We start from the raw sequence: 17,882 nt of genomic DNA on the forward strand, positions 1-17,882 counted from the left end.
TATGATTAATTATTTTACCTAGTTAGCAAGATTTAATCTTTAAATTATAGTGTATTAAAATGATATAGAAACGAATGTATTTACACTAAAAAAGAGGAAGCTTTAATATAAAAACTTCCTCCTTAAATAATTATTTCATTTTATCTATATAAAAAAATAATGGCTTTAATTTCTCATGTATCCACAACTTTTCTATTCTTATAGATTAATACCCATCATTTTGTTTTAAAGCAGGAAACAAATCTCTCTCTTCTTGAGGGATAGGGAAAAATCCTTTTTTAGCAACATCAAATGTTACGTTATAATCAGTAAGGTTACCCGTTTCTCCTGTCATATTTAGGTTTCCATTTAAATACTTAGAATCCGTAGATTGAGGGAAGTTTGGTGAATCATTAAGTTGCTTTTTATCAACATTTATTTCGTTTGCAACATTACTTAATCCTCTTCTAAGAATATCAAAATAACGATGACCTTCATAAGCTAATTCTACTCTTCTTTCTGTTTGAATATCAGTTAATGTAATTCCTGATTTTGCAGCCAAACCTGCTCTTGTTCTTACCTGATTAAAGTAATTTTCAGCTTTTCCTTGATCAGTACCTAAATTGAGCTCTGCAGCTAATAACAAAATATCAGCTAAACGAATGTAATGGTAGTTTTGGCCATAATTATAATCTGGGTTTACATCTACTTTATTCCATGTATGCGTAGTATATTTAAATGGATGCATACCTGTAAAATTATCATTGATTGAATATAAACCTGTTTGACCTTCTGTAAATTTCTGGTCAATTAAATCTTTTGCAAAAGAAATTGTAGACATCTTTCTTACGTCACCTTTTTCAAAAGCATCTGCCAATTCAATTGAAGGAGGTCCAAAACCCCATCCCGACGATAAAATATCGGAGTTATAATCTCTTGGTCCAGACATTTTACAAACAATATTTCCCTTATCATTAAGACTACCAGAAGGGATTTCGAATAAACTTTCTTTATTGTAATCTCCATTTTGGTTAAAAAGGTCTGCATAATTAGTTGCTAATACGGCACCAGATTCGTTTATAATATGGTCTGCGTATTTAATAATATCAGCTTTAGTTAATGCTTCACCATCTTTAACTGGTAAAACACTCTCGTTATAATAACCAGTATAAAGCATATAGATTTTAACTAATTCTGCTTCTGCTGCAAACTTTGTTAACCTACCCAATTCATTATCAGAAAGGGTTTCTTTCATTAATGGAATTGCTTCTAAAATATCTTTTGCAATCTGAGCATACACTTCTTTAGGAGTAGCTTGTTGGAATGTTTTCCAATTTTCACCATCCACTTGATCGGTATAAAGTAGTATGTTTTCAAAAAACCTAACTAAGGTAAAGTAATAATGTGCTCTTAAAAACAAGGCTTCTCCTTTGTAGTTTTTTTCTTTCTCTGCCTCAGTATCTGTGAAATTAATATTATCGTATTCTGCTAAAAATGTATTTGCTCTTTGAATACCCGCATAATTAATTCTCCACAAATCATAAATTGCTGGGTTTGTAGTCTGAGTTTGGAATCTTTTAATTTCTTTAAATTCCCAAAAATCACCAGTATTTCCTCCACCAGCATAACCATCATCACTTAAAACAATATCTAATGCTCTAAAATCTGCTTTTCCCCAAGCATCATCTCTCATCTTTTCATAAATACCCATTAATGATTGATGTGCCTCTGTTGCATTTTTATAAAAACCATCTTTACTAATTGAATTAGTTGGCTTTATCTCTAAAAAGTTACTACAAGATGAAATAGAAGCAAATAATAATGCTACTAAAACTTTAACTATATTTTTCATTTTATTTGTCTTTAGAAAGTAACATTTAAACCTAATAAGTATGATCTTGCTTGAGGATAAGAACCTCCATCAAATGTTTGCGTACCTACTTCTGGGTCCAAACCTGAGTAATTTGTAAATGTCAATAGGTTATTTCCTGAGACATAAATTCTAGTTTTACTCATTCCTGCTTTTTTACTTATTTTTTGAGGTAGTGTGTATCCAATTTGAAGGTTTTTAAGCCTTAAATAATCAGAACTTTCTACATGAACCATATCATTAAGGTTATTGTAGTTTCTATTTTCATCTTTATAAGTAAACCTTGGGAAGTCGTTTGTACTTCCTTCTTCCGTCCATCTATTTAACCAACGCTTTGGATAGTTTTGTCCTTCAAGGTTATCCATTCTTAATGTTGAATTTACAATATTTGCACCTGCCTGACCTTGCCAGAACATTGCTAAATCCCAATTTTTGTAATTCATTCTAACATTTAAACCATACATCCATTTATGTAATGGCTCACCGATGTATGTTCTATCTTCATCATCAATTTTACCGTCATTATTGATATCTACATATCGGATATCACCTGCTTGAGCATTGGGCTGAATTACATTTCCATCTTTAGTGTATGCATCCACTTCACTTTGGTTTTGGAAAATGCCATTTGTTTTAAAACCATAGATGTAATGCATGGCATAACCTTCTTCGATTCTATTATTTCCTTTTCCTCCAGCTAATCCCTCTCCATTGATATAGCCATCGTCATTATTTAATTCTAATACTTTATTATCATTATAAGAACCACTTGCTGTTATATCAAAGTTAAAGTCACCATTCCTTTTTGAATAAGTTAATGCTAATTCCACACCTTGGTTCTGAACAGTACCTAAATTATAACTAGGGCTAGCTAAACCAATAAAACCTGGAATTTTTAGATCACTCAATAAATCTTTACGCTGTCTAGAATATAGATCAAAAGTAGCGGTAAACATATCGTTTAAGAAACCAACATCTAACCCTAAATCAAACTCTTCCGCAGTTTCCCATTTAAGGTTATCATTAGACATTTTTTGCTCAGCCATACCAGGTGTTAACACATCTCCTCTACCAGTAATATATGGGTTAGTACTTTCTATTTTAGCCATATAACCAAATGCTCCAATGTTTTCATTACCTACTCTACCCCATGAACCACGGAGTTTTAAGAAAGTAAGAACATCGCTATTTTTTAAGAACTCTTCTTGAGTTAAAATCCAACCTGCTTGGAACGATGGGAAGAAACTAAATTTATTATTATCACCAAAGTTAGAAGAACCGTCATATCTACCAGTTGCAGAAAATAGGTATTTCTCTTTATAGTTATAACCAACTTTACCAAAGAAAGAAGCCAATCTATGCTCACCATAATATCCTCCAGAATTTCTTGTTTTTCCTTCAGCTGAATTATCTACCCATGCATAATCCCAACCTAGAATTTTCATGTTTGTTCCGCTTGATGAGTTTCCTCTATTTACACTTCTTCTTGCTGTAGTTCCTACTAAGAAATCTAAATTGTGGTTTCCTAGTTTCTTGTTATATGTCAATACATTCTCCCATTGTAAAACAGTTTCATTTCCAGAAGCTTGATTTATCCATGAGTTATGATCTTGTCTTTGTTCATTCCAATAAACTGGCTCTCCATAAGATCTATTGTACCATCCTTTTATAGTAGTAGCAATATCCGTTTTAAATTTTAAACCTTTAATGCCGGGGGTAATTTCTAAAAATGCATTAGCAATAAATTTATTATCAACATTCTCGTTATTAGCATTATGAATTTTTGCTAATGGATTATATGTTTCATTTAAATTTCTATTAGAAATACCATAATAACGACCATTTAGATTAGCTGGTTTTGGTATTTTAGTTTCATAATCAGAAGCAACAATAGATAAGTCATCTTCAAACACAGGTGTTAAAGGGTCATGCAATAAGGCATCTTGAAAAATACCCCCTACATCACTTTTTTCTTCTCTAGAAAAGGCCATGTTTACACCCATTCTAAAATATTCAGATAATTTTTGAGATGTATTAAGTCTAACTGTATATCTATCAAATTTAGATTTTTCTGGTGCCACAATGCCTTCTTGCCCAAAGTAACTTACAGAAGCTAGGTAAGATGATTTGTCTGTACCTCCAGCAACTTGAACATTATGACTCTGAATTGGTGAACTATGAAATACTTCATCTTGCCAATCTGTATCATTTTTGATATTATTTAATGCATCATTATCGAATGGGATTTGACCTGTATTACCATTTTTTGCTCCTTCATTATGAAACGTCATATATTCATGAGCATTCATTACAGGTGTTTTTCTCCAAGGTTCTTGAATACCATAATAACCATCATAAGAAACTGTAGTTCTACCTTCTTTGCCTTGTTTTGTTGTAACTAAAATAACACCATTTGCACCTCTTGATCCATAGATTGCAGCAGAAGAAGCATCTTTTAGAACTTCCATAGATTCTATATCACTTGGGTTTAAGTATTTAATGTCATCCATTTGAACACCGTCAACTACAAATAATGGATTATTGTGTCCATTAGAACCAGTACCACGTACTCTAATATCAACATCTGCTCCTGGAGAACCAGATTTTGCTGCTACTAACACACCAGGTGTTCTACCTTGAATAGATTGAGCTGCATTTTGAACAGGGGTTTGAGTAATGTCTTCTGATTTAACAGAAGCAATAGCACCTGTAATAACAGATTTTTTTTGTACTTGATAACCGACTACAATCACTTCGTCTAATTGTTCTACATCTTCTTGAAGTGCTACATTGATTACCGATTTAGTACCTATTTGTATAGTTTGTTGAGTAAAACCAATAAATGAAAATATCAACTCAGTTGCATCTTCTGGAACTTCTACTTTGTAGTTTCCCTCATAATCTGTAATAGCTCCAATAGTAGTTCCTTTAATTTTAACGCTTACCCCAGGTAAAGAACCACCACCATCTGCGGCATTTACCTGACCCGAAATAACCCTGTTTTGTGCATAAGAAGAATATGTCAGTAACATAATACACAAAACAAAGAAGAGTCGAAATTCATTCTTTCTTTGTAATTTTTTCATTTCAGTAATAATTTGATGAATAGATTGTTAATTAAGAGTTTATTAAAGTTTTGCTTTGACTTTTAAAACATTTTTTTTGTATGATTAATAGATCAAAAGTAATAGCCAATAAGTGTCAAAAACAACTTTATTAAACAACATTACTTAAAAAAATTATCACTTAAACAAAATAAACAAACAATTGTAAATCAGTTATTTAAAAACAAAATAGTGAGATAAAAATTTATTATTTTGCATTTAAAAATAACCTCTTTAACACTAACAAAAGTTAATAAAAACAACATAAAAACGTTGTATATCCTTTGTATATCTCATTACAATTTCAAACATCTACTAACGTTTTATAACATTCTATATACTCTAAAAAAAAGGAATGGTTTACGAAAATAACTTTACTATTTCACTCTATAAAGAGGTCAAAAAAAATATAACTGAATGTCATTTATTACTGTAAAAAAGCAAGCTATTATAAACCTCTTTTTAGTTAGTCCCTTCTTTAAAACACGTTAATTATATATTCAGGAAAGTAACTATCCTTTTAATATTGTATTTTTATAAAAATTAAAGAGTACCAATAAATGTAAGGGCTCTTATTTCTTACGATTATGACAAATAAATTATTTAATAACCAACTCTTAAGGGGCTGGACTGTTACTAGATTTTTATGGTTAGTCTTGGGCTTGGCCATTTTAATTCCTTCCGTTATGGATAAAGAAATTGTTGGAATTATTCTAGGAGGATACTTTACGGCAATGGGCGTTTTTAAAATAGGTTGTCAATCTAGTACGTCGTGTTGTGGAGGGAATTGTAACACTACACAAAAGGAAGAAAAATAAAAAAGGTTGATTAAAGCTTTTAATGCTCTAATCAACCTCTCTATATATATATTTTCTACATTAAGTAGTAAATAAATTAATGACTAGTTACCAGGGTTACTATAACCAGGATCTACGTCGCTATCTTCACTGTCGCCAGGGTTACCATAATCTGGATCTATATTAGGATCTGCAGGGTTCTCATAACCTGGGTCTATTGGTTCTACTTCATCGTTACTCTCATTACATGAAAATAAAAACATTCCTAATAGCATTGGTATAATAAACTTTTTCATAATTGTAGTATTTTAATATTAGTATTTTTCAATTTAGCATCAGATAATCAACAAGTTAATTTCTGATTACAATCTATATAACGCTATTAAAACAGCTACCGATTTCCGAAAAAAGGTCAGATTATTCCCAAAAAGGACCAAATTGTTAGATATTAACCTTTTTGTATTAAAAAACGACTTTAATTCTCTTTCCTATCTTCCCAATTATCTGTTCTAAAAGGAAAAACTGGTAATCCAGCCACTCCATATAGGTTAGCATTTGAGAAATTTTTAAATGCATATCTAATTGCTACAGGTTTTGCTACATTATCAGACGATACAACCACGGCTACTTTCTTATTATCTATTCTAGCAGTTGCAGGGTAAAACACTTGGTCTTCTCCTGCTACTTCAAAGCCTGTTATTTCTTTACTAAAAGAAGTAATTCCATTAGGGGCATCTTTAAAAGATACTCTTACCTTATTATTATCAATTGAAAACCCTTTAAAAGACGGACCTACCGCATCAATGCCTTCAAAGCCATACTCATTTGTTAAAGCCAATAGTGCTAATCTATCTCCTACTTCTTTTTTTCTTGGAGGATGTATATAACGTATGTCACCCAAATCTACCGTAGATACAATTCCTGTATTTTTAACTTGAGTAGTTATTTTAAACTGATTTTCCCTTAGTCTTGCCGCTTCGTCTCCTCCTTTTTTATAAATAAACGGTGCTATTTCTACTTGATAAAATGGGAAATCACCTTGGTTCCATTCTGCTCTCCAACTATTGATTAATGCAGTTAACACCTCGGTATATTGTGCAGCCTCCATTCTATTCGATTCCCCTTGGTACCATATTACTCCTTTAATAGAATAACCGACTAAAGGGTAAATCATATGATTATAAAATACAGATGGAGTTAGGCCCGTATCTTTTTTAGGAATTAAGGCATTGTCTAATGGTACTTTCTTTTTACTTACTGTAGTTAGTGTTTTTTCACTCATCCAACATTCAGCCTGCGTTGCTCCTCTAGAAGAATTAATTAAACCCACAGGTACATTAATATATTCTGCAATATTTTTTCCAAAGAAATAAGCTACAGCACTAAAATTTCTAGCTGATAAAGATGTTGCTACTTTCCACTCCCCTTCTAAACTATCTTGTGTTTTTATACCATAAGATGGCTTTACTGTAAATAACCGAATATGATTTGGCTTACTTGCTTCTAATATTGCTTGAGCACTTCCTTGAACAGGCTGATTCTTATTACCTTTTAACGGCATTTGCATATTTGATTGACCAGACGCTAACCATACTTCTCCTATTAGTACATCTGATAAGTGTATTTCTGAAGATCCGATAACAGTAACTGTGTAAGGTGTAAAACTACCTTTTGGTGTAGGCAACTCTACTTGCCACTTTCCTTCTTTAGATGTTTTGGTAATAATGTCTTCACCCCAGCTTCCCGAAACTGTAACTTTAGTTTTTGGTTTATCAACTCCCCAAATCTTAACATTAGCTTGTTGTTGTAAAACCATATGATTTGTAAACATACTTCCCACTTTAGTTTGCCCAAAAGAGATAGTTGCTATTAATAATACTAATCCGGTTGATAATAATTTTGCTTTCATTTCAATCTCAATAATTATAAAAAATACGTTCTTTATATAAAGGGATTACTAAAATAGTTACCATGTATTTGATAAAACTATAATGTTCAAAATAGGTCATGAAAAGACTGATTTATATCAATAAAAGACACAATAACAACATTCTAAGATTTTTTAGTGATATATTTAGAAAATAGACTACAGAAAAAGTGAAAGACAAACATCACTTAAATATTTATTTTTTAAAATTTACTTAGTATGAAAAAGTACTTCATTATTTTATTTGCAGTATTGACTACGCTTACTGCTTTCGGACAACAAAAGAAAAATAGCAAACAAAAAAAATCAGCATTTTTTGCGACAGAATTTGCTCAAGAATTTAACTTATCGAAAGAAGTAGAAACAAAAGTCTACGAGATTAAATTATCTCATATGGATGAGGCCCAAGTTGTTTTTAAGGCTAAAAAAAATAACGAAATCACACCAGAAGAAGCAAAAGCTCAAATCAAAGTCATCAACAAAAAGTATAGTAAAATGATTATGACTGAATCTAAAGTCAATCAAAAAGAATACTATGCATTTGTAAAAGAACTTCAACCAAAAATGAAAGATGTAAAATAACTTCATTTTTTATTCGATACACAAGAGAGTGGTTAATTCGTTAGCTACTCTTTTTTATTGCTAACTATTTAAATGTCATAACACTATTCTCTATATAAATCTTTTTGGGTTGATTAACTTTGCCTATAAATAAAAATCAAAAAGTAAGGTTGTACGCTTACAGCTTACCTAAAATATAGATGATATCTTATGGACATCAGTAAAAAATCAAACAGAGATATATTTTTTGAACATCAGGCACAAACATCTCCTTACCCATTAGGTATTGAGATAGATTATGCAAAAGGTGTATATATGTACGATACTAACGGCAAAGCATATATGGATCTAATTTCGGGTATTGCTGTAAATAATTTGGGACATGGACACCCTAATATTATTAAAGCCATTAAAGATCAAGTAGATAAATATTTATTTGTGATGGTTTATGGTGAGATGGTACAGAAACCTCAAATTGACTTAACAAAAAGTCTTTTATCTGTACTACCTAGTACATTAAACAGTACATATTTTGTGAACTCTGGTACAGAAGCTAACGAGGCTGCTTTAAAACTTGCTAAAAGGTATACAGGAAGAACAGAACTAATTAGTTTTAAAAGATCTTACCATGGCAATACACATGGCTCTTTAAGTGTATCTGGAAATGAAGTAAAGAAAAATGCTTTTCGCCCTTTATTACCTGATGTTCGTTTTATTGAATTTAATGTTGAAGCAGATTTACAACAAATTACGGAGCGTACTGCTGGTGTAATTGTTGAGCCCATACAAGGAGATGCAGGTGTAAGAATACCATCAGTAAATTATATGAAGGCACTCCGTAAGCGCTGTGATGAAGTAGGTGCACAGTTAATCTTTGATGAAATTCAGACAGGTTTCGGGCGTACAGGTAAATTCTTTGCATTCGAACATTTTGGTGTAGTTCCTGATATCCTAACTATTGCAAAAGGCATGGCTGGTGGTATGGCAATGGGCTGTTTTATTTCTTCTGCTGATAAAATGAAGGTTTTATCTCATGATCCTATTTTAGGGCATATTACTACATTTGGAGGTCATCCAGTTTGTTGTGCTGCATCTAATGCTGTGATCAATACATTAATTAATGATAAAATTATTGAAGATGTAGAACGTAAAGGGCAACGTATAGAAGATCAATTAAAAGGGCACCCTGCCATTAAAGAAATTAGACGGAAAGGGTTAATGTTTGCCATAGATATGGAAAATTTTGAACTAGTAAATAACGTAGTGACTACTTGTATTGAGAAGGGTGTTATTACATATTGGTTTCTTTCTACACCATATGCATTTAGAATCGCTCCTCCTTTAACCATTTCAGATGATGAAATTGATAAAGCTTGTAAAATTATTTTAGAAGCTATTGATAGTCATATCTAGAAGAAAAAAACAGGAAGTTGACTCATCTACTTCCTGTTTTAACACCTCTAGTTCAAACAATATATTACTTCTGTAATACTCACACAACAACTAATTTCTAATTGGCTTCTAGTATATTATATTCCTCTAATACAGCACCCTGCATTGGAGCGTTAACATCTACAATACCTCTATTTTTTTCTGCTTCATCTTCCATATCAACCCAAACTTGGTAATCGAATTCAGATAAAATAGTACTTATTACTTCTCTATATTCACTTTTCGTTTTACTCTTTAAATCTGCCACTTTGCTTGGTCGGTCTCCATATTTTTGAATATTCTTGATATTTGTAGTAAACTTCGTACTAGCAGCTAAACGCCATTTTGTTTGTTGCTTTTCATCTAATAAAAACCTTTTTCTCATATTGGCCATTTCCTGATCTAAAATAATATTCTGAAAAGCTCTACTCAATTTTTCATCTTGTGTAGAATAGCTATTTGTTAACCAATCTGTTCTTCTAGGACTTTCAACAATCTCTTTATTTGCATTAAGTTTTAGAATAACTGCCTTATTACGTTTTACAAGTACTTTTACTTCTCCTACTTCTAAAGGTGCATAATGCACATTTAGTCCTGCTTTTCCTTCTCCTAAAAAATGACCATTACAATAAATATCAGCAGGAGCTTTTAGTATAGAAATAACCTCAATACTATCGCTTTCTATTAATGGCTTAAACTCTAGAGTTGGTCTTATTTCTACTCCTCCATACCCCATTTGATTAATACTGTACTGCTTATAAGATACTATGGCTATTTCATTCTTAATAGGATCTTCATTATACCATAAATCTTTATAATATTTTAATAAAATACCATAACTAAAACCATGATGTACTTCTGGCGAAATATGTGAACCTATTGAATATTTATTCCAAGAAGATAGGAGTATTAATGATGCGTCTCTTTCAACAGCTTTATTTAATAAATCTCTATATGTAGCCGTTAATTTAAAGCTTTGACTAACTGTATATGTATCTTTAAAGTTTATTTCTTTTGCTTTCTTAGAGTTAGGTCTTATAGTTTTATTAGATATTTTAGAGTACAATTGAGAACCCAAATGATCTGTTATTACTTCTTGAAGAAAGGGTCTATTTCTCTCTTTACATACTTGTCTAACAGGCTCAATATTTCTTGATTGTTGATGAGAGGTAGTAGATACCGCCGGAAAATAATCCAATATCATATTTGTCAAAATTTCATTTTCAGGAAAAGGTGTAGAATACACAAACGCAATCTTCTCTCTAACATTTAAGCGAATATCTTCAAATTCTTGAGCAATATTTTTAATAATACTCGGGTCGTTTAAATAAGAATTAATGTCTTTGGCATTCCATCCTACTTCTGAAATACATTCAGGTCTTAATGTAAAAATCACGACTCTTCCATCAGGCGATTTTAACCAGTAATTTGAATGATCTGTCTTTTCAAACATCTCTAATAAACGATCTGTAGCTACCTTTTTTAAACGAGAAGCAGGAAAGTTTTTCTGCTTATAAAACATTAAATTTAAAGTAAACTTAAAGTCTATATTTCTTTGTTCTGCTACTTTAAAATAGGTCTCTATTATCTTTACAAACTTATCTATATAATGCTTATTTCCATTTATAAAAATAGTAAATTTAAAGCCATCAATACCCATAGATTTAGCTGTTAACATCTCAAATGCTACAGATTCTTCTAAAGACATTGGGTTAAACATTTCCGACACCATTGGGGTATAGGTTTTATATTTCCCTCTCAGTTTATCTAAACCTTTACCTTGTAAATCTTCGTATTTCATTTCAGATAGCAGACCTAAATCTTTACTAAAATTATATACAGGTTGGCATTCAGCCATAACAAGTTTCTTACTAAAAAGAGGTAAATTAAGTTCGCTATTATTAGGTTGAGCAACTATTGTAAATGAGAAAAAAAGAAATAAAAATAAGTGTAGTAGTTTTTTCATTATTCTGTAATTGTGTTATTTAAAAGAAATAGTCATTTATAAAAAACAATGATGCAATCTAGAACTCCTCATTATTTACTATGGATAATATTTTTTCAAAAAAGAACACAAAACAATTTTATGATACTTTTTTATTAGCATAATGAAATTATTAAAGCACAAAAATAGGAAGCTGAAAATATCAACTTCCTATCTTTAAAAATTGAGACTACACTATTAATTGAATAGTCTCTCTAACCTAATTCACACAACAAATACTAGTTTGCTTCCAATACATTATACTCTTCTATAACAGTACCAAGTAAAGGAGCATTAAGGTCTGTAATACCAACATTTTTCTCCGCTTCATCTTCCATATCAATCCAAATTTGGTAATCAAATTCACTTAATATTTTCTCAACGGATGCTCTATATTCCTTTTTCGCTTTTTCTGATAATTGCTTATACTTTTCAGGCTGATCACCGTATTTCTGAATATTTTGAATATTCGTTTTAAACTTTTCATGAGCGGCTAATCGCCATAAAGATTGTTGACTAGCATCAATCAAAAATCTTCTTTTCATATTCTCCATCTCTTTATCTAAAATCAAGTTTTGCATTACACTTAGCATTACGTGATCTTGAGTAGAATAACTATTTGTTTGCCAATCTGTTCTTAATGGTGTTTTTACAATTGGCTTTTCAGTATCAATTTTTAAAATAGTAGAACCACCTCTTTTTACAGTCACTTTTACTGTTCCCATTTTTAAAGGGGCATAGTTTACATTAATACCTGCTTTTCCTGATGCTAAGAAATTTCCATTACAATAAATATCTGCTTCTGAATTTAAAATAGTAATTACTTCTATACTATCAAGTTCTTCATAAGAAGAGTAGTTCATACCTTTTCTTAATTCAATTTGCCCAGCTTCCATAGAAGCTACAGGGTATTGTTTGTAAGAAACCATCGCTGTTTCTTCTACTGAAGCACTTGTTCCTTTTTGCCATATTTTCTTATAGTACTTTAATAAAATCCCATAACTAAAACCATGGTGTACTTCTGGAGAAACTTGAGAGCCCTCATCGTAACAGTTCCAAGAGGATAAACTTATAAAGTCTGCTTCTCTATTAATACTTTCTTCTAATAAATTTCTATATGATGTTGTTAGCTTAATGCCTGGTACTAATAAGAACGTATTTTTGTAGGATATCTTTTTTGATAATGGAGAGTTCTCATTAATTTTTTTGCCAGTTTCTTTTACCATAAGTTGTGACCCTACTAGGTCAGCAAAAACCTCTTGAATATATTCTCTTCCCCTTGATTTACATACTTTTTGTAAAGACGAAATATTTGGTTGGTATACCTGTCCGTAAATATTGGCAGAAACTGCCGGGAAATTATCCAATATTTGATTAGTTATTGCTGGACTTCCAGGGTGTGATGTTTCATAAACAAAAGCTATTCTTTCACCTACTTTTGCTGCTACATCTTTATATGCATCTCCAATCCTTTTCATTTTTGAAGGATCATTGACAAATTGTTTAGGGTCTTTAATTCCCCAAAAATCTTTTATAATAAAATTCGGCTTTTGTGTAAAAAGAATTATTCTTCCATCAGGCGATTTTAACCAATTATCTGATAAATCTGTCGAGCTAAATAATTCCGAAATACGGTAAACTAATAATCTTTGTATTTCATTATCTCTAAATGATTTATTTTTTGCATTAATTAGAGCTAATGAAAATTTAAAATCAATATTTTCTTTTTTTGCTACCTTAAAATAGGCATTAATAACGTGTACAAATTTGTCTATATAATAACGATTACCTGCAACGTAGAATATAAATTTAAATCCATCTATACCCATTTTTTTTGCTGCTCGCATTTCATATTCTACAGACTCTTCTAAAGACATTGGATTTGCCATTTCAGATACCATTGGCGTATAAGTTCTATACCTGCCATTTAAACTATCAAGGTCATCTCCTTGTAGTTTATCGTATTTCATAGCACTTAAAAGCCCTAAATCTTTACTAAAATTATAGAGAGGCTGATTTCTTGCCATTACCATTTTTTTATTAAAAAGAGGTAAGCTTAAATCATCTGTTTGTGCATAAATAGTAGTACTAATACATAAGTGTAAAAACACTAGAGTAAATAATCGTAAAAAATGTTTCATTTTATTTGTTGTGCTAATAATTAGAATTATGGTTTACTTTAATAGTAGTTCACATCATCTCCGGAAGAATTCATTTCAATATAGAACAACATTACAAGAACAATATACTTATTACATATATTCAACAAATTAGTATTTAAACAGGTCAAAAAAGTGCTTATATAAAAAAATAACCTTTAAGAATTTAAATTCTTAAAGGTTATTTTTTTCTTTTAGAGAGTAGCCTAATTTTTTTCAATTTCCCATTGTATCATTTGCTCTTTCAACCATTTCGATGCCTTGTCCCATTTCTTTTTCTTAAGGTCATTATTGATAATTTTAGCTAGAGCTTGCTCTTTTGTTTGGATGTTTTGTGTTGCAGTCATAATCAAAAAAATTAAATAAGTATTTATATTACTCTTGCAATTTAATACTCCTAACACAGAGGTAAGCCTAAAAATTGATCAAAAAATAGCAAAAATTAATTGAGTGCTAAAAAAATGACAATTTGATACTATTTCTGAACTCAGGTGAACAAATATTCAACTTTTAAAATATTTCTCTCACCCTATATTATTCATTTACCCCCTCTAAATGAACCATTTCTCTCAATTCATCATCATTTAAATTACCAATCCAAGTTTCTCCTTCAGCAATAGACATGTCAGAAAGTTCTTTTTTATGTTGAAGCATTACATCAATCTTCTCTTCAATTGTACCTTTACATAACATTCTGTGCACAATAACATTTTTCTTCTGACCAATTCTATATGCTCTATCTGTTGCTTGTGCTTCTACAGCAGGGTTCCACCATAAATCAAAATGTACCACATGGTTTGCTTGGGTAAGATTTAAACCTGTTCCCGCAGCTTTTAATGACAACAGAAAAATGTTTTCAGTACGCATTGTCTGAAACTGATCTACCATCTTATCTCTTTCTTTTCTTGAATTCCCTCCATGTAAAAATAGAGGTTTCTTGTCATATCGCAGTTCAATCCATTTTTGTAATAAAGTACCCATAAATTTATATTGTGTAAATATCAGTACTTTTTCACCTTTTTCTTTCACTTGATCTAAGACTTCAAAAAGACGTTTTACTTTAGTTGAATCTTCGGCAGGTAAGGCAGGATCTTTTAAAAATAATTGAGGATGATTACAGATCTGCTTCAATCCCATCATCATTTTTAAAACTAATCCTTTTTTAGCTTTCCCCTCATTTTCAGCAATTTCTTTCATGGCACTATCTACTAGTTCCTTATAAATAACTGTTTGAGCAGGTGATAAATTTATGTATTGATTTTTCTCAATCTTATCTGGTAAATCAGTAATGATGGATTTATCGGTCTTTAATCTCCTTAAAATAAATGGTTGGGTTATTCTTTTAAAATAATCAAGCACTTCAAAATCTCTTGATTTCTGAATAGGCTGTGCTATTGTTTTAGTAAAATTTGATAGTGTACCTAGATATCCTTTATTTACAAAATCCATCACACTCCAATATTCAGATAATCTATTTTCTACAGGAGTACCACTCATTCCAATATAGGTATCAGCCTTAATACTTTTAATTATTTTGGTTTGCTGAGCACTTGGGTTCTTTATGTTCTGAGCCTCATCAATAACCATTACTGCCCACTTTAATTTCTTCAGTTCTTTTTCTTCTGTTCTTGCTATTCCATACGTTGTTATAAGAACATCAAATTCTTTTTCTAATTTTCTATTACTGCCATGAAATACCGATGCATTTAAACTCGGTGCAAACTTAATTATTTCTTTTTGCCAATTGGTTAGTAAACTAGTTGGTACAGTTACTAACGCTTTTTTCTTACCTAAAACTCCTTCTTCTTTTAGTTTTAATAATAATGTAATTACCTGTAACGTTTTCCCTAACCCCATATCATCTGCAATGAGGCTACCGAAACCAACTTTAGTATTTTTATACATCCATTTAAATCCTTTTTCCTGATAAGGTCTTAAAGTTGCTTTTAATCCTGTAGGTAAAAGTACATTTCTATCTAATGTTAACTCTTTTATATAATCCTTTAGCTCATTTGTAAAGGTTAAACTTTTCCCTTCAATTTCTTCTGAGAAAAGTGCTTGTGTCATCTGATGTGGTTTAAACTTAGGAGGAGTATCTATCTCTTTTAACAATTCTTGAATAGCTTCTTTATCAAAATGTATGTATTCGTTTTTAACTTTTACAATACCTGTTAAGTGAGCATAATTAGCTAAAAATTCTTCTTTTGAAATAGACAAATTTCCAATTACTATATTCCAATTAAATACTAATAACTGTTGAATACCCATAAAACTTTTCTCCCCTTCGTCTGGAATACCCTCAACAGCTGCTCTAATTGATAATGAGGGTTGAATAAGTTTCTTTAAAGCTTTTGGCATTAATAGTGAAATACCTGATAACTCTATTACAGGAAATATTTCGAAAAGAATTGCTACAATTTCTTCTTTATTGTACATTAAAGGCTGCTTACCTTTAGATAAAATATGTGTTTCTAAATCCGGGTATTGTGATGCTATGATCTGCAAATCCTGTAAAACATCATATTTATAATTACTATACGCTGGGTCATTCCAAAAAATTGGTAATGAAATTGGTGCTTCTGTATTGTCTTTTGTTGTAATTACAACTCGTACAAAATAATGTTCCTCTTCTTCTAATAACTGAATAGCTGGTAAAAATTCTCTGTGAGTTATAGAAAATACTTTTAACCAATGCTGAATATTTTGAGGAACTTCTGTTTTACCAACTTGTTGGAAAGAATTGGGTAACCCTTCAAAAAATAGATTAGAAATTTCTTCTTCTGGAGTGATAAACCCTGCCGATAATTTTTCTATTTCATGTTGAATAAAAAGATGGCATAAATTATTTACAACTTCTTGTACAGGTAAGAAACGCATTCCCTCATTCGTCTTTACGATTACTTTATCAAGCTCAATAGCTGCTTCTAACTGTTTGATTAAATCGCTAACAGATTTTTCAAAACTAGCAGGTACCCACTCAATAAAATATACTTCTTCATTCTTTAAAATTCTTGGAACAAATGCTCCTTTTTCCATCAATTGATTACAAAAAATGGAAATTTCTTTTAATTGACGAACAAAAGTGGGCATTTCAACGAGTTCTTCATCAGAAAGAACTTCTATAAGTTCAACTACATCAGAAACAGTTGCTTTTCGTCCATTAAAGAATGAAATGTAACTTTCGTCTTCATACGAAAAACAATCCCACAATTGGAGTTGTAGATCAAGAATTAGATATAACTCCTCAGTATTTTTCAACTTATTTATTAGCACTTCATCTCTTTCCAAACTGACATTACCTTTTATAGCATTTCGTTTCACCTTTACGTAAAGCTTCTGAAGTAATTCTTTAAAATTCGATGAACTAAATAAAGGTGCATCAACTAATAAAGTAAATAAAGATGTGGTTAGAGAAGTTATTTTTGAAAAATCTAATACATTATTTGTAGAGGTAGTAACAGCGCTATTTGCTACATCATTTAGTAATAAATTAATATCTAAAATTGGAGCAGAAGATAAACTTTTAATACCTGTTGCTTTTGCAAGCTCTTCTTTTAAATCTAATCCTTTCCATTCAAATAGTAGAAAAGGATTTTTATCAACTTCTTGCGTAAGTACATAAATTACGGCTGCAAGGTGCTTACAAGGAACGGCCATATCTGGGCAATTACAATGCATTGATAAATCATTCCAAGAAGTAGGAAATAAAGAAATTTGTAAAGATTCTAATACTTCTTTTACAGAGTGGTCCATCTGTCCAGAAAGTAGTTTTACAACCACAAGTTCATTCTCTAATAAATGCTGAACTAGCGTTTCTTTTTCCTTTTTAGTAAAAGGAATCAGTTCAACTTTTTGATTGTACCAATTATGGTAAGAACCCTCTACAATAGCAGTTATTTTAGGAGTAGAATGATCTAATTTTTCTACTGCACCTTTATTTGCATACGTTTTTCCTCTGGGTAATCTATTGCTCCAATCTATATCTGTTAAAGCATTTAACCACTGCTTCCCCCACCATGTTTTACCGTATACAATCCTTGCCATAACTGTTCATTCTAAATTTATTGCAA

The 17,882-nt window shown here is 30.9% G+C and carries 11 protein-coding genes; 3 read left to right on the top strand and 8 right to left on the bottom strand.

The window, feature by feature from the left end:
- Positions 1-205 precede the first annotated feature (205 nt).
- A complete protein-coding gene (locus KM029_RS10025; RefSeq protein ID WP_144073165.1) occupies positions 206-1,831 on the bottom strand; it encodes a RagB/SusD family nutrient uptake outer membrane protein in 1,626 nt (541 codons plus the stop codon).
- 11 nt (positions 1,832-1,842) lie between these two features.
- Positions 1,843-4,935, bottom strand: coding sequence for a SusC/RagA family TonB-linked outer membrane protein (locus tag KM029_RS10030; RefSeq protein WP_144073166.1), 3,093 nt, complete (start codon positions 4,933-4,935; stop codon positions 1,843-1,845).
- Between the two features lie 704 nt (positions 4,936-5,639).
- On the opposite strand from KM029_RS10030, the gene KM029_RS27020 reads away from it, so the two are divergent.
- Entirely contained in the window at positions 5,640-5,771 is a 132-nt protein-coding gene (locus tag KM029_RS27020) for a hypothetical protein (RefSeq protein WP_260412666.1), read from the top strand.
- An 83-nt stretch (positions 5,772-5,854) separates the two neighbouring features.
- Here KM029_RS27020 and KM029_RS10035 read toward each other — a convergent pair whose 3' ends face one another.
- Positions 5,855-6,046, bottom strand: a complete 192-nt coding sequence (locus KM029_RS10035; protein ID WP_144073167.1) for a hypothetical protein — start codon at positions 6,044-6,046, stop codon at positions 5,855-5,857.
- 179 nt (positions 6,047-6,225) lie between these two features.
- Positions 6,226-7,659 (bottom strand): sialate O-acetylesterase, encoded by a 1,434-nt coding sequence (locus tag KM029_RS10040; protein WP_144073168.1) that lies wholly within the window; start codon positions 7,657-7,659, stop codon positions 6,226-6,228.
- A gap of 237 nt (positions 7,660-7,896) precedes the next feature.
- Between KM029_RS10040 and KM029_RS10045 the strand changes: the two genes are divergently transcribed.
- Together KM029_RS10045 and KM029_RS10050 are read left to right on the top strand one after the other, a co-directional pair.
- Positions 7,897-8,259, top strand: coding sequence for a hypothetical protein (locus KM029_RS10045; protein WP_144073169.1), 363 nt, complete (start codon positions 7,897-7,899; stop codon positions 8,257-8,259).
- A 189-nt stretch (positions 8,260-8,448) separates the two neighbouring features.
- On the top strand, positions 8,449-9,651 hold the full coding sequence (locus tag KM029_RS10050) for an aspartate aminotransferase family protein (RefSeq protein ID WP_144073170.1): 1,203 nt from the start codon (positions 8,449-8,451) through the stop codon (positions 9,649-9,651).
- A gap of 97 nt (positions 9,652-9,748) precedes the next feature.
- On the opposite strand, the gene KM029_RS10055 is transcribed toward KM029_RS10050, so the two are convergent.
- The 4 genes from KM029_RS10055 to KM029_RS10070 form a co-directional block, all read right to left on the bottom strand.
- The gene (locus KM029_RS10055; protein ID WP_144073171.1) at positions 9,749-11,635 is read right to left on the bottom strand and encodes a glycoside hydrolase family 71/99 protein; all 1,887 of its coding nucleotides are present in this window, start codon (positions 11,633-11,635) and stop codon (positions 9,749-9,751) included.
- Positions 11,636-11,892: 257 nt separating this feature from the next.
- Complete coding sequence (locus tag KM029_RS10060) at positions 11,893-13,794, bottom strand: glycoside hydrolase family 71/99 protein (protein ID WP_144073172.1); 1,902 nt, start codon at positions 13,792-13,794, stop codon at positions 11,893-11,895.
- Between the two features lie 224 nt (positions 13,795-14,018).
- Positions 14,019-14,159, bottom strand: a complete 141-nt coding sequence (locus tag KM029_RS10065; RefSeq protein ID WP_158631021.1) for a hypothetical protein — start codon at positions 14,157-14,159, stop codon at positions 14,019-14,021.
- A 187-nt stretch (positions 14,160-14,346) separates the two neighbouring features.
- Complete coding sequence (locus KM029_RS10070; protein ID WP_144073173.1) at positions 14,347-17,856, bottom strand: SNF2-related protein; 3,510 nt, start codon at positions 17,854-17,856, stop codon at positions 14,347-14,349.
- Positions 17,857-17,882 lie beyond the last annotated feature (26 nt).

The organism is Flammeovirga kamogawensis, from assembly GCF_018736065.1.
Taxonomy (GTDB): Bacteria; Bacteroidota; Bacteroidia; order Cytophagales; family Flammeovirgaceae; genus Flammeovirga; species Flammeovirga kamogawensis.